Annotated in this window: 11 protein-coding genes; 6 read left to right on the top strand and 5 right to left on the bottom strand. The window is 40.6% G+C overall.

Annotated elements, in window-relative coordinates; all coding sequences use genetic code 11:
• Positions 1 to 75 precede the first annotated feature (75 nt).
• Positions 76 to 1,287 (bottom strand): aspartate aminotransferase family protein, encoded by a 1,212-nt coding sequence (locus FTV43_RS00055; RefSeq protein WP_131261143.1) that lies wholly within the window; start codon positions 1,285 to 1,287, stop codon positions 76 to 78.
• A gap of 161 nt (positions 1,288 to 1,448) precedes the next feature.
• Between FTV43_RS00055 and grxD the strand changes: the two genes are divergently transcribed.
• Complete coding sequence (grxD, locus tag FTV43_RS00050) at positions 1,449 to 1,790, top strand: Grx4 family monothiol glutaredoxin (RefSeq protein WP_019837647.1); 342 nt, start codon at positions 1,449 to 1,451, stop codon at positions 1,788 to 1,790.
• Between the two features lie 123 nt (positions 1,791 to 1,913).
• Here grxD and FTV43_RS00045 read toward each other — a convergent pair whose 3' ends face one another.
• A complete protein-coding gene (locus FTV43_RS00045; RefSeq protein WP_218950762.1) occupies positions 1,914 to 4,574 on the bottom strand; it encodes a Lon protease family protein in 2,661 nt (886 codons plus the stop codon).
• 227 nt (positions 4,575 to 4,801) lie between these two features.
• Between FTV43_RS00045 and FTV43_RS00040 the strand changes: the two genes are divergently transcribed.
• From FTV43_RS00040 to rpmE, 4 genes are all read left to right on the top strand, one after another.
• Positions 4,802 to 7,000, top strand: coding sequence for an MFS transporter (locus FTV43_RS00040; protein WP_179994601.1), 2,199 nt, complete (start codon positions 4,802 to 4,804; stop codon positions 6,998 to 7,000).
• A 1-nt stretch (position 7,001) separates the two neighbouring features.
• Positions 7,002 to 7,403, top strand: coding sequence for a lactoylglutathione lyase (gloA, locus tag FTV43_RS00035; RefSeq protein ID WP_213064880.1), 402 nt, complete (start codon positions 7,002 to 7,004; stop codon positions 7,401 to 7,403).
• A 190-nt stretch (positions 7,404 to 7,593) separates the two neighbouring features.
• The gene (locus FTV43_RS00030) at positions 7,594 to 8,592 is read left to right on the top strand and encodes a bile acid:sodium symporter family protein (RefSeq protein WP_171062555.1); all 999 of its coding nucleotides are present in this window, start codon (positions 7,594 to 7,596) and stop codon (positions 8,590 to 8,592) included.
• Positions 8,593 to 8,795: 203 nt separating this feature from the next.
• A complete protein-coding gene (gene rpmE, locus FTV43_RS00025) occupies positions 8,796 to 9,020 on the top strand; it encodes a 50S ribosomal protein L31 (RefSeq protein WP_004971624.1) in 225 nt (74 codons plus the stop codon).
• Positions 9,021 to 9,106: 86 nt separating this feature from the next.
• On the opposite strand, the gene FTV43_RS00020 is transcribed toward rpmE, so the two are convergent.
• The 3 genes from FTV43_RS00020 to epmB are packed head-to-tail and all read right to left on the bottom strand — an operon-like array spanning position 9,107 to position 13,988.
• A complete protein-coding gene (locus tag FTV43_RS00020; protein ID WP_004971622.1) occupies positions 9,107 to 11,230 on the bottom strand; it encodes an EAL domain-containing protein in 2,124 nt (707 codons plus the stop codon).
• On the bottom strand, positions 11,212 to 12,957 hold the full coding sequence (locus FTV43_RS00015; RefSeq protein WP_004971620.1) for a hypothetical protein: 1,746 nt from the start codon (positions 12,955 to 12,957) through the stop codon (positions 11,212 to 11,214). Before FTV43_RS00015 ends, FTV43_RS00020 begins: the two co-directional genes overlap by 19 nt.
• 14 nt (positions 12,958 to 12,971) lie before the next feature.
• Positions 12,972 to 13,988 carry an EF-P beta-lysylation protein EpmB gene (gene epmB, locus FTV43_RS00010; RefSeq protein WP_096901068.1) on the bottom strand — a complete coding sequence of 339 codons (1,017 nt, stop codon included), beginning with the start codon at positions 13,986 to 13,988 and terminating at the stop codon, positions 12,972 to 12,974.
• Between the two features lie 312 nt (positions 13,989 to 14,300).
• On the opposite strand from epmB, the gene efp reads away from it, so the two are divergent.
• On the top strand, positions 14,301 to 14,870 hold the full coding sequence (gene efp / locus FTV43_RS00005; RefSeq protein WP_004971615.1) for an elongation factor P: 570 nt from the start codon (positions 14,301 to 14,303) through the stop codon (positions 14,868 to 14,870).
• Positions 14,871 to 15,050: the final 180 nt, after the last annotated feature.

The following is a 15,050-nucleotide window of genomic DNA, read 5'->3' as shown; positions in this document are numbered from 1 at the left end:
TTGATAATATACTGATCGACCATTTAGTTAGCAAAAAGCCGCAGTTCAAACTGCGGCTTTTTGTTAGGGATTTATTTAAGCCAAGAATTTTTTAATCATTGCTACAAGGCGTTCAATCAATTGATCTGCCTGGGCTTGAGTAATATTTAATGTTGGCAATAAACGCACCACAGAACCTGCAGTTACGTTAATAATCATTTTGTATTCATCGCGGGCAATATCGACCAACTCTGCACATGGTTTTGGTAATTCAATACCAATCATCAAGCCAAAACCACGCACGCTTACATTTTGGTCTGCGAGTTGTTGACGCAATTGTTCCACAATGTAGCCACCCATTTTTGCTGCATTTTCTACCAAGTTTTCTTTCTGGATGGTGTCAATAACAGTGTAAACCACGCGTGAACCTAACGCAGTACCACTGTAGGTTGAGCCATGATTACCAGCAGTAAGAACGCCCACACCACGACCTTGAGTCATGACTGCACCAATTGGGAAGCCATTGCCCAAACCTTTCGCTGTAGTCAATACATCAGGCACAATATTGGTGTGCTGATAAGCAAAGAATTTACCTGTACGACCATTTCCTGTTTGTACTTCATCCAGCATCATCAGCCAGTTGTGTTGATTACAAATACGGCGGATGTCTTCTAGGTAGCTAAAGCCTTGTGGTGCAGTATTCACACCGCCTTCACCCTGAATCGGCTCGACTAAAATAGCCACAATATCAGGATGCTGAATCGCAGCTTCTTCAATGGCTTCGACATCACCAAAAGGCACACGAATAAAACCTTCAACCAAAGGTGCAAAACCTTCCTGAACTTTTTTATTGCCTGTTGCAGATAGGGTTGCCAAGGTACGACCATGGAAAGAATGATCGGCCACAATAATTTTAGGATTGGCAACGCCTTGCATATGACCGAATTTACGTGCAATTTTAATTGCACCTTCGTTAGACTCTGCGCCACTGTTTGAAAAAAACACTTCTTCCATGCCAGCAACTTGCGCCAATTTTTGTGCAGCAGCAGTCTGCCACGGCACTTCAAACAAGTTACTGGTGTGAATTAAGGTAGCCGCCTGATCTGCAATGGCTTCGGTAATTGCAGGGTGTGCGTGACCTAAACCACATACGGCAATGCCTGTAAGTGCATCTAAATATTCTGTGCCATCTTCAGTATAAAGATAAGAACCTCGACCGCGGACAAAGCTGATCGGCTGACGGCCAAATACAGGCATCAAATGTGATGGTTGATCAGTTTGCACAGGAGCAAGGGTAATGTTATTCATGACTAACTCTTATCTGTTAGGTTGGAGGGAAAAACTTATATAAGCAAAATCTACTGCAGATGAAAAGCCTAATTGTAAATAAAATTGGATTTATTGCTTTAGACGTACTGTTTTGCTCGGTTTTGGGTATAATGCCACACAGATGAGTTGAGGATTTACCAATGACTGAACAAGTACGCGATACCGAAGCGTTAATTCGTGAACAAATTGCTAAACATGCTGTTCTTCTTTACATGAAAGGCACACCACAATTTCCACAATGCGGTTTTTCTGCGCGCGCAGTAGAAGCACTCAGTCAAATTGGTCGTCCTTTTGCTTATGTGAATATTTTAGAAAATCAGGATATTCGTACCACTTTGCCAAAAATTGCGAACTGGCCAACTTTCCCACAATTGTGGATTAACGGTGAGTTGATTGGTGGTAGCGATATTATGTTGGATATGTTCCAGAAAGGTGAGTTAAAGCCTTTAGTTGAGCAATACAGCCCAGCACCTGAAGCTTAAAGTATTGGACTTGGGTCACACTAGACCAAAGTCATCCATACAAAAAAGTTGATATAAAAAAAGCGCCTTGGCGCTTTTTTTATATCTGGAATTCACTTGAATAGCTGATTTGAATCACTGCACTTAGTTTACCGCAGTACTTTCAGTTGCAAGTTCAGCAGTTTCAGCCGACTCAGCAGTGACTTCATCAGAAGTTGCCGCATCAGATGGTTCAGCCGATTTCTGTTTTTTCTTGGCTTTTTGCGCTTTGTCCTTTTTCTCTGGGTCTTTATTGTCCTTTTCTTTCTTGGACTTTTTCTTTTTCTTTGGCTCTTCTTCAATTTCAGCACCATCTTCAATGGCTTGCCAATACTCAAGTTGTTCCATCACTGCAGCGTAAATTGAACCTTTACTGTAACGTCCTTTTTTAGTGAGTTTACCCACAGGACGTGCCATTAAAATTTCTAAGGCCTGATCAATGGTATCAATGGCGTGAATGTGGAACTGACCTTGTTCTACGGCTTCAATCACGTCTTTACGTAACATGAGATGCTGCATATTTTGACGTGGAATAATCACGCCTTGCTTGCCAGTTAAACCTTGCAGTTTGCAGGCATCAAAGAAACCTTCAATTTTTGCATTCACGCCACCAATTGGCTGTACTTGACCAAGTTGGTTCATGGAGCCTGTAATGGCCCAAGATTGGTCAATAGGTAGTTGGCTGATTGCAGAAATCAAAGCAGAAAGCTCTGCCACTGTTGCACTGTCACCATCAACCTGACCATAACTTTGCTCAAAGGCAAGGGCAGCAGAAAAATGTAAAATTTGCTCACGGCCAAAATGTGCTTTGAGGAAACTGGCCATCAACAACACGCCTTTGGCATGTAAAGAACCGCCAAGTTCAACACTGCGTTCAATATCTAAAATATCGCCGCCGCCTTGATAGACTGAGGCGGTTAAGCGCGAAGGTAAGCCAAACTCGACATCGGCATAGTGAATGACCGACAGGGCATTAATTTGCCCTAAACGATGTCCGCGAGTTTCTATTAACTGCGTACCGCGTGATAAATCTTGCCAGTATAGTTCTCTTAAATAGCCTAAGCGATATTTGCGATGATCCAGTGCGGTATTGATATGCTGTTCGGAAACCGTTTTATCGCCCGCCTGTGCCGCATGGTGATGCGATTCACGAATTAAATCCCCCAAGGTGAGGGCATGTAAGGAGAGTGAGCTTTGATCTTCAGCTTGACGGCTTGAGTCAGTAAGTAAAGCCGCCAAAGCAGAACGGTCAAATGGTAATAATTTGTCAGATTGCACATAGTCGGCAATCAGCTGCATATATGCCTGCTCGTTTTCGTCATTACGTTGTAATGTATCGGTAAAGTCGGCACGGATTTTAAACACGCTGCCAAGTTCGGGTTCTAGCTCTAAAATTTCATAATAAATTTCAGGCTCTGCCAGTAAAATCACTTTAATATTTAGTGGAATGGCTTGCGGTTCAATGGAAATGCTGCCTGTTAAAGTTAGCATGTGTTCCAAAGATGAAAGTTTCAATTGCCCCGATTTTAAAGCGCGTTTCAGTCCTTGCCATGCATAAGGCTGTTCCAGTAACTGCTCTGCTTCGAGCATCAAAAAGCCGCCATTGGCTTTATGTAAGCTACCTGCACGAATTAAGGTGAAGTCAGTGGTAATGGTGCCGTTTTGCGTGAGTTGTTCTACATGCCCCAATAAATTGTAATGGGTTGGAAAATCTTCAAAAATAACAGGTACACCGCTGTTGGGTTTGTGCGTCACAATAATATTGGCTTGGTAGCGCGCAGGAATACGGCTAAAGGTGCCAGGACGGAAATCATCTTCTTCCTGTTCTAAAACAAACTCGACATTATTAATAATATCTTCGGCATAGTATTGTAAATATTCAGTCAAACCTTCGACACTAGGATATTTATTTTGAATAATATCAATGCGTGGCATTACCACTTGTTTGGCAATATCACGGTTCAGGTCTTGTACTTTGTCACGTGCGTCATCTTCTAAATCGCCTAAATGCAAACCCAAACGCTCCAGTTTTTTATTCATATAACGAATATTGGACGCAATTTCTGCACGGGTTTTGCTGTCCAAGGCGTTAATATCTTCCTTAGACATTTCCTGCATTTTGTCATTTTTCAGATGCACGGGTACAAAGCAATGTTCATCTTCCTGCGCAATCAGTTTTAAATCGAGTTCTTCACCTTCACTGGTCAGCTCAATTAAGGCTTGTTGCTGTTCATCACCTGCTTGCTGACGAATCATTTCAATGCGGTTGTGATAGGTTTCTGCGGTAAAGCGACGTTCGAGTTGCTTTAAAATAGTTTGCCAAGTTTGATGTAACAAACTTTGAAATTTAGGCGCTTGACCTGCAGGCAGTTGCAAGGCAATCGGTTGGCGCGGGTGTTTGAAATTATTGACATAAACCCAGTCATTCGGTGTGGGCATGCTCTTGGCATGTTGCTGCAGCAAACGCTTGACCATGGTACGTTTGCCCAATCCCGCCGTACCCACTGCAAAAATATTGTAGCCAGAATATGGCAGGGAAATACCTGCTTCCACCGAAGCGCGTGCCCGATCTTGTCCTAAAAAATTATTCAGCGGTTTAATGCGTCGGGTCGAAGCGGGAATGTTATCGTAATTTGGAATATGGGTTAGTTGTGTTGCTTTGAGTCGTGTATTTTCTAAAGTCGTTTGTATTTCGCTTTGTTCAAAGGCAGAGCTGAGAAGCGGTTGTTGTTCATCTTGCGCTGCTGTTGTTGTGTTGGTTGTCATTGATGGGGTGATTTGATCAAGTCTTTGGGTCACTGTAGAAATCCAAAACGAAATATTGCAGTTAGAAGTTTAAAGGTATACAGGTTTAAGCGGAAAATTCAAGCTAAGCCGTAATTTTTACTACAAAATGACAAGGCTGTTGTGGATAATTTCATAAATACTGTTGAAACAGAAGCTATTCCGCGATTGAATAACAACAATTTGACTTGATAGAAAATAATAATCGAATGACCACACAACAGACTGGGCAAACTTCAGCACAAAATACAGGGTGGAAAGCTGCATTTACGGCATTTTTAGACCGTCGTGCGCTGATTATGCTGTTTTTGGGCTTCTCTGCAGGTATTCCAATTTTACTGATTTTTTCCAGTCTATCTTTGTGGTTGGGCGAAGCAGGCATTGACAAAAGTGCGGTCACTTTCTTTAGTTGGGCTGCCTTGGGTTATTCCTTTAAATTTGTCTGGGCACCATTAATTGATGAATTACCCGTACCCTATTTAACCAAAAAACTAGGGCGACGTCGGGCATGGCTGCTCATCGCCCAATGTTTAATTGTTTGTGCAATTGCGGTGATGGCATTTTCTGACCCAGCTTTGGGACAGGCGCATTTATATCAAATGGCATTGGGTGCAGTATTACTGGGCTTTTCTGCAGCCACGCAAGATATTGTGATTGATGCTTACCGTATCGAACTGGCTGAAACTCAAATGCAAACCGTGTTGGCATCGACCTATAACGCGGGCTATCGCATTGGGATGATTGTCGCAGGGGCAGGTGCTTTATTTTTGGCAGCCTCGTTAGGTACAGCCAAAGGCAACTATATTTATAGTGCATGGAAAATTACCTATTTGGCGATGGCTGCGGTGATGCTGATTGGCATTATCACGACTTTGGTGATTCGTGAGCCGCAAGTGAATCGGGTCAGCAAGCATTATCAACGACGCGACTATTTTCGTCTGGTTACGGTGTTTTTTGTTGCGGTATTCAGTTTTGTATTGTGCTACGTCTTTTCGGGTAATTTTACCGAAGCCTTAAAACAACAACTCCAACTCAAAGATGCATTTTTATTATTTTCTATAGAAGCTTTACGTTTTATTGCATCGGGTGCGGCTGCTGTAGGCATGGGCACAATTTTGGTCAAATTGGGCGCAGTCAATAAACAGATGGCATTTGAAACATGGGTGCATCCTGTTGCAGATTTCTTTAAACGCTACGGCATGAAACTGGCACTGGTGTTATTACTCTTGATTGGTTTTTATCGAGTTTCAGACATTATTGCAGGTGTAATTTCCAATGTGTTCTATCAGGATTTGAACTTTAGCAAAGAACAAATTGCCGAAGCGGTTAAGGTTTATGGGGTCATTTTCAGTTTAGTGGGTGGCTTCTTGGGCGGTTTACTGGCACAGCGTATGAACATTATGAAATTAATGTTTGTTGGCGCGGTGTTGGCATCATCCACCAATCTTATTTTTATTGGTCTGGTGAAGTCAGGACAGCAACTGAGCGATGTGCAAGTTTCTGTGGGGCAGCAACAATATCAAACCCAGGCCGATGAAGTTGGATATTGGAAAGTGGCTGTGCCTAGTCAGGTTTTAGCAACACAGGATGAAATTCAGGTACGTGCGCAATACCAAACGGGCGATACGCCGTCACGTTTAGTGTCGATGCCGTATTTGCACCAAACTGAGATTGAAACTGCACAACTCCAGTTTTTACCACTGACTTCGGATAATCGTATTAGCGAAAATGAAGCCAGCAACAGTATTGTCGTACGTGGGCAATATGCAGGGCCTGCCTTAACCGAACAGCAAAAAATTGTACTGCAGCTAGATGGTCAAAATTTTGATGCAAAACTAGATGCACAAGGAATTTTTACGGCAGCGATTGCAGGTCAGCTTTTGGCAGACTCACCAAGTAAACAACTGCAAGCTGTATTATTAAATGGACAGCAAACTGTACAACAACACAGCCAAACCTATCAGGTCGATTTAAACACACATGAAGGCAATGCTTTGGATGTAGATATACAACCTTTGCCGATCGTTCAATCATCTTCAAACAATATGGTTGAAATTCAGGGCAAGGTGATTAAGCCATATAGCACAGCATGGTTATATTTTGCGATTATTGTCGATAACTTGGCTTCAGGTTTAGCGGGCGCGGCTTTTATCGCATTTTTATCCAGTTTAACCAGTGTGTCATTTACTGCTGTGCAATATGCAATTTTTAGCTCACTCATGACCTTGACTCCTAAGATTTTAGGTGGTTATTCAGGTACTATAGTGACCAATATTGGTTATCCAAACTTTTTCCTCATGACCACATTAATTGGAATCCCTATTTTAATTTTAGTGGTGTGGGTGGCGAAATTGTTACGTGACCATCAACACATACAAGCAAAACCGATTGAACAAAAGGATGAATGACATGCGCATGCTGCATACCATGTTACGTGTAGGTAATTTAGAGCAATCATTAAAATTTTATACAGAAGTTTTAGGCATGACTTTGCTGCGTAAGCGTGATTATGAAGAAGGTCGTTTTACCCTTGCTTTTGTAGGCTATGGCGATGAAGAAAATCACACCGTTTTAGAGTTGACGCATAACTGGGATACAGACAGCTATGATTTGGGCAATGGCTATGGTCATATCGCAATTGCGGTAGAAGATGCCTACAAAGCATGTGAAGAAATTAAAGCGCGTGGTGGCAATGTGGTACGTGAAGCAGGGCCAATGAAAGGTGGCGTGACTGTCATTGCTTTTGTTGAAGACCCAGATGGTTATAAAGTTGAATTGATTCAGCAAGATCAGAACGCACGTAATAACTAAGTCTTCATCAGTGAAGCAGTAAAAACCAAACCTTTATGGCGCAATAAACTGAATGTTGTTCAGTATTCATTTTGAAAATATTGAACATCGCCTGAAAATGCTCGCTTTTTGAATATTGCTCAGTAATATACCTTTATCGAAAGGTAAAAATTGCTGGGCTTTTTTGCAACAGTAAAAGAATATACAGGATGTGTTTATGTTGAAGTTATTGGCATTGGATCGCTTTACCATTCTTTTGTTTGTGATGGTCATCCTCGCCAGTGTCGTGCCTGTGTCAGGGCAAGCAGCCGAAGTTTTTAGTGTGATTACGACAGTTGCCATTGCAATCTTATTCTTTTTGCATGGGGCGAAATTATCACGTGAAGCTGTCATTCAGGGCATGATGCATTGGAAATTGCATGCGTTGGTATTTACTTTTACCTTTGCGTTATTCCCAATTTTAGGTTTGCTGGCAAAGCCAATTCTAGTGCCAATGCTCGGGCAGGAGCTGTATTGGGGCTTTTTGTTCATGTGCTTTTTGCCTTCAACCGTGCAATCTTCAATTGCCTTTACGTCAGTGGCAAAAGGCAATGTTGCCAGCGCAGTCTGCAGTGCGTCATTCTCTAATTTAATTGGGATGTTTATTACCCCAGTTTTAGTAGGCATCTTTATTTTAGGGCAGTCTGAACACGGTTTTGACCCGACAAATTCGATTATTCAAATTACTTTATTGTTATTGGTGCCATTTATTTTGGGGCAGTTATTACGTCCTTATGTTTTTCCTCAGATGTTGAAATTACCAAAGCTGGTCAAGGTATTTGATCAGGGTTCGATTTTGATGGTGGTTTATGGTGCATTTAGTGGGGCAGTGGTAGCAGGATTGTGGCATCAAGTTAGTGGTATGACTTTATTGCTGTTGATTATTGCTTGTTCCGTGTTATTGACCCTTGTGATGTGGTTGGCGTGGGTTGTGCCGCAATGGTTGGGTTTTGCACGTGAAGACCAAATTGCCGCATTTTTTTGTAGCTCCAAAAAAACCTTAGCCAGTGGTGTACCGATGGCGCAAATTTTATTTATTGGGCAGCCGTTGGGGATGATTGTTTTACCGATCATGATTTTCCATCAAATTCAGTTGATGGTGTGCGGTGTGATAGCCAATTATCTCGAAAAGCAGCCCGATTCGACTGAACCTCAGGAATTAAATTCCTAAGAATAATTAGCTTTAAAATATTTTATTCCGTATAATATTGCCCAACTTGTTGTGCTTAGCTCTGACGGTATCCGTCTCGGTGGGCCAAAAGAATGGTCTGTTGTGGTGTTGGTCTGCTTTTAAAGCATGTCCTCATTTTTTTAATGAGAGTGACCAATTGCGATGACAGCTTAAGCCTTCTTAAATCTTAGGAGTAATCGACGATGCGCGCCGATATTCACCCAAAATATGAAAAATTAGTTGCAACTTGTTCTTGCGGTAACGTAATCGAAACTCGTTCAGCAGTTGGTAAAGAAACTCTTTATCTTGACGTATGTTCTGCATGCCACCCGTTCTACACTGGTAAGCAAAAGAACGTTGACACTGGTGGTCGTATCGACAAGTTCAAACAACGTTTTGCTGGTATGTCACGTTCTATCAAACGTTAATATCCAGTACGAAAAAAACGGGCAATTGCCCGTTTTTTTGTGCCTTAAATTTTAGGGTCTACAAATAGACCCTAATGCACAAGACCTTATTGGTCTTGCACATCAATTAAATGATCGAGTTTTTTCTGGAAATAATCACCCTGAATAAAGCGCGCATCGACATTCCACGCATTCGCAAACAGGTTCATATCATTTAAGTCACGCAATAACACTTCTACAGGTTTAATTTCACTATAAATGCTCAATTGTTCCTGTAATTCTTGCGTCGAGTCATCAGCAGCCAGTTTTTCAGTCAGTGCACTGTGCAAGGTCAAGTAGTGAATATCGACTTGTTTCAAGATAGATTCACTATAAATCGAATGACCAAAATCACGCAGAGAAATTTCAGCGCCGTGCTGACGTAATAAACTGATTTGTTTCTGCGCATCACCTAAGTTTTGGCTGATGTCTTCTTCAGAGAATTGCAAAATTAATGGATGGCTGAGGCGGCTACCAATAATCGTTATCAGTTTAGACACAAACTCAGGGAAGCTGCGGTCTTGTAATAAAACAAATTTGTTTAAATTGATAATCAGCTTCGCTTCAGGATATTGGGTGATGAAGTTGTGCAATTGTTTACAAGCTTCGACCAAAATCCAACGATCCAGTTTAATGGATAATTCTGGGTCTTCAGCCAAATCTATTAAGCCTGTCAGTGATTTCCATTCACTATTGAAAATAAAGCCACTAGTTACTTCATAGGTATATAAATTGGTGTCTTGCTTATCATAAAGTTGTTGATACTTCAGATGAATTTCACCACGATCAAGACTTTGACGTATCGCTGCAATAATCGCAGATTCACTATACGATTGTGGTACAGCTGCAGCAGATTCAATTACATTTAAGTTAGATTCACCAAAGGACAAGTCTAAGGTTAAACCTGAGTTATGTTGTTCTTGCTGTTGTGGTAATGCGTTGGCAAAACCTTGGCTAATCAGTTGCTCAAAACTGCTTTCATTTTGAATGTCTGGAGTGAATGGCACATAACCAATACGCAAATTAAGTGGGTAAGTATGTTGATCTACCGTAAGTAATTGCGGTTTCGTGAGTGAATTTAAGCCAATCAGTTTCGATTCTAAAATTGCAGGCGATTCTGCTTGGAACAAACCAACCACTAAACCATTACTCACATTAAATAATGGTACATTGGTCTGTTCTTTTAAAAAATTTTGAATGTTGGTAAAGTAATTTTTTGTGGTTTGCCAGTCGGCTTGGAAAATTGATTCAGGACAGTTCGCCAAAGAAAACACCACCAAAGCATTGGCACTAGAAGGCTGTTTGGCTAAAGTGCGATTTACCAATTGGTATGTGCTTGGTTTTGCCGCTGCTTTGTCTGCTGTCGTTTGAGCAGGGACAGTATTTTGCGCCGTATTTTCAATATCTATGGTGATTTGTATGGCGTCGTCAGCTGCTCCAACAAATTCAATTTTGAGCGGGTTTTGTTTTGCCAGAAGCGGGTTTTGGCTATGAATATCAAAACGGCCGTGTTCAAATTGTCCTTGACTGACTTTCTTAAAGCGGAATTTAAAATCTGTAATATCTTGCGGTTGCAATAAATCCAATAATGGCAAGCCAATAAGGTCATCTTCACTTTTTAAACCAAATAGCTGTAAATATTCAGCATTGGCTTGTGCATGAATTCCTTCCTGAATAATGGCTACTGCTTTGCTACTGTCTTCGACCAACGCCTGAGCTTGTGATTGTGCATTTTCCAGTTCAGTCATAAGTTGTTCTTGTGACTGCTGTAAGCGACTAAAAGACAGTGCGCGAATTAAGCCAAAATAGAAGCGTTCGGGGTAATCTAAATTGATAATGTCATAGATGCCTTTGCGCACATAACTGGTGTATTGCGTGGCATCGTAATCGTCTGGTTTGAGCAAAAGTAGCGGTAAATTTGGTTGCTGTGATGCACGAATTAAAGTGAGTGCCTGATCGACTTTTAGGTCATAAGCACGACCAAAGATCACCAAATCCCAAGTTAAATGTAATTGTTTTTCAAAGTTTTTAATGTCATCTAATAGATAAGCCTGAACACGGTGCTCATTTGCAGTGAGTTGTTCACAAATTTGATTAAAACGTATTTGGTTGTCATCGATTATGAGTAAACGTGTTTCGGTACGTTTGAGCTTTTTAGACAATAATGGATTTCTCACTTTAATGCTTCCCATAAATCGTGATTTTTAACTTCATTCACTTGTTTCTGAATAAAACCATCAAGTAAAGGCTGTTGTTGGTCATTCAACAACTCAAAATCAAAGCGCATAAAGCTTTGGGTAATCAATAACGGCTTAATTAAGAACACTTTTAGTTCTTCTTCACCTAAACGTAGCTGTACGGTTTGTTTGTCACGTAATAATTGCAGACTTGGCAAAATCAATGAGGTATTGACTTCATTGACCTGCGTACTTTGTACCAATAATGCTGGATGATAATGTCCTGTATGCCGATCTGTTTTAACAAAAACAGCACAAGGGTAAATATCTTGGGTTAAAATTTCCAAGCCAAGTTCTAAGCTTTTTTCAGCAGATTGTTTAATCCAGCGAATGACACCACCACGCCACGGACTTTGGCTATTTTCCTGAACCAGAATAAATTCACCTGTTTTAAGGTTTTTCGGTGTTTCACCCGTCCATTTAATACGATAGCCGTTGACACTAATATCTAAAACATCGGCATTGTAAATTTGTTTGGCTTCACGGTCTAAGGTTTTAACAGCGCTAATATCTACCGTAGAGTTGGTATGCATGGCATTGATAAACTGGCTTTCATTCTGGAATTGGTAGTTATCGCCCAAAGCCAGCGTTTCATTGAAGTTTTTACCATTAGACAGATAAAAATGTGCCACAGTCAAACCAAAGCAAATTTTAATCCGTGCCGAATATTCATAACGCTCATGCACACGTTCTGCTGTATTGGTCAAAATATTGTGCAAATGGAAATGCAAAGCAGGGGTTAAGAATAGCTTTTCATTGCGTGATAAATGTTCACCTTTACGACCTTGAACTTCATTTAAATGATCGAGTAGGGGTTGAGTTGCAATAAAAATATTGGCATGAAAACCTTGGCTTTGGTGCGTATTGTAAATAGGTGGATGATCTTTGCTTGCATCGACCACATAACGTGAAAGCGTCGTTTCTTTGGGTAAAACTTGAATCAGTTTTGCCCAATCAAAGCTACAGAGATATAAGCCTTGAATTTCTGCAGGTCGAATTTGATGGGTATTGAAAATTTCCAATAAAATCAGCTGTGCATAGGCTTGAGCAATATTAATCAGTTGATGTTGTGTGCCTTGTAACTGATTAATATTATTTAAATAATAATGTTGTTGAATGGCTGTATCTAAAAGTTGGTGTGCAATTAACCACTGATTTGGCAAGGCGTGGCTATAAAGCATGTGTTGTTGATAGCGCAGTAGAGCTAATTGTTGTAAAGCATAATAGCTAGATAGAACTCGTGCAGTTTGTAAGTTCTTTTTTAAATTAAAGGCAAATAAAGAAAATTTTTGTTGGGTGAGTTGTTGGTGGCTACGTCGGGAAATATTAATATAGACTTTGGCGAAATGACTGCGTAATAACAGCGCGAGTTCAATAATATGATCGTTGCGGTCATTACTAATCAAAGCCTGGTTGAAAAAATGCTTTTCCAGACTGGTAAGCACATTTTCAAGTGTCGGATGAATAGCTTGAATTAAGTCAAAACGTAATGTTTCCTGACATTTCAGTTCTGAAATTTCTAAAAGTGCATTAAATAGAGCTTGGGAAGAATCACCCAATTGTAAAATGGATAAATCCGCTGCCCATGCCTGAATGCTTTTAACCGTATTTTGACAAAAACTCAATTGCTCCAGCTTTAGTTCGCTGGGAACTAGAAAAAGATCTGAAGTATTCATATTCATGATTGTTATTTAACTCAATAAGTTGAAACCCCAAAAAGCGGTGTCTTGTTTTTTTCGCCCGCAATTTCCCTAACGAGTTTAGGAACTAAATAGCCGGGTAAGTTCGCTAAAAGCTCTTTATAGATGTGATCAATGTCTTGCGGCATTAAATCAAAATGATGCGCTCCTTTTACTTTATCTAACACGTGTAAATAGTAAGGCATCACCCCTGCATCAAAAAGACGATAGCTTAAATCGACCAAGACCTGAGCAGAATTATTGACCCCATTTAATAAGACTGCTTGATTCAGAACGGTGATGTTTTGTTCGACTAACTTGGCAAGTTGCGAACAGGTAAAGTCATCTAATTCTGATGCGTGGTTCGAGTGTACCACTAGAATAATACGCAGCCTACTATTTTTTAGTAAGGAAATCAGCGATTCATCGACACGGTTGGGAATAACAATCGGAACTCGTGAATGAATTCTCAAAAATTTTATTTGCGGAATAGACGCCAATCGCTCAATCCAGATATTTAATTTACGATTTGACAAAGTGAGCGGGTCGCCACCACTTAAAATCACTTCATTAATATCGGGCTGACTTTCAATGTAATTACGGATATTGTCCCAGTCTTCAGTTTTTGGCAGATTTTCCTGATAAGGAAAGTGCCTGCGGAAACAATAACGACAATGTACTGCGCAAGCACCAGTCAAGGTCAGCAAAAAGCGTGATTTATATTTGTGTAAGACTCCAGGTTGTTGATTGGCTTGTTCCTCACCCAAAGGGTCGGTCACAAATCCAGGATGATCTTCCAGTTCTAAATGATGTGGCAGAACCTGTAACAGTAAAGGATCGAGTGGATTGCCTTTTTGCATTTTGGCCACAAATGCACGCGGGATACGCAATTTAAACTGATTGGATGCCAGTAAAGCACCTGACAGCAACTGCTGTTCAGACAGCTCTAAAATATTTAACAATTCGCGTGGGTCGGTGATCAAGTCACTGAGTTGAGATTGCCAGTTTTGTTCTTGGTACAGGTAGTTGATCATGCCAGAAAAGATTTAAATATGAGGTGAAAGGAACCAAGTACACATCTATTTAGCGTAGATGAATTCTTTGTTCATTGAGCGTGAATGCCGCGAATGATTAATCGCTTTGAATCAGAATCATTACAAAACAGCTGATTTTACCGATATCTTGAGGTGATCGGTAGTGGATTTTCATTGCTTCGTTATGGCTTGCTCATTTACAATACGTCCGATGAAAAAAGATGTTGCAAGATGGCGAGCATCGCAAAGCTGCGTTGGTCATTTGCTTTGTAACATAAATAGTTAAGTTAGTCAGTTTGGAGTGTGCCAGTCATGGCCTATTATTCTACGAATGATTTCAAGTCAGGCCTTAAGGTTATGCTTGATGGTAACCCATGTTCAATCATGGAAAATGAATATGTAAAGCCAGGTAAAGGTCAAGCGTTTAACCGCGTAAAACTTCGTAACCTTCGTTCTGGTAAAGTTTTAGAAAAAACATTTAAGTCTGGTGATTCACTAGAAGCAGCTGACATTGTAGAAGTAGAAATGGAATACCTCTACAACGATGGCGAAATGTGGAACTTCATGGATCCTGTATCTTTTGAGCAAATTGCTGCTGACAAAACCGCAATGGGCGATGCTGCAAAATGGTTAAAAGATGATTCAAACGAAAAATGTACCATTATGTTGTTTAACGGTGTGCCTTTAACTGTAAACGCACCAAACTTCGTGGTATTAAAAATTGTCGAAACTGATCCGGGTGTACGTGGCGATACTTCTGGTGGTGGCGGTAAACCAGCGAAATTAGAAACAGGTGCAGTGGTACGTGTTCCTTTATTCGTACAGCAAGAAGAAAGCGTTCGTGTAGATACACGTACAGGTGAATACCTAGAACGTGCATAATGGTTTATTTATAAACGATTATTGAAAAAGGGGGAGTGATCTAGATCATTCCCCATTGCTGTCCCACAATTTTTCACAAGAGGAAGCTCATTTGAGCTTCCTCTTGTTTTATGGGTATTTTATCGGGTGAAAATAAAGCTTTTAAAGTTCTTCTTTCAAACAAATTCACTTGAATTATTC

The organism is Acinetobacter sp. YH16053, from assembly GCF_013417035.1.
Classification (GTDB): domain Bacteria; phylum Pseudomonadota; class Gammaproteobacteria; order Pseudomonadales; family Moraxellaceae; genus Acinetobacter; species Acinetobacter towneri.
Note: the sequence above shows the minus strand (reverse complement) of the source record. Positions and strands in the feature narration are given on the sequence as shown.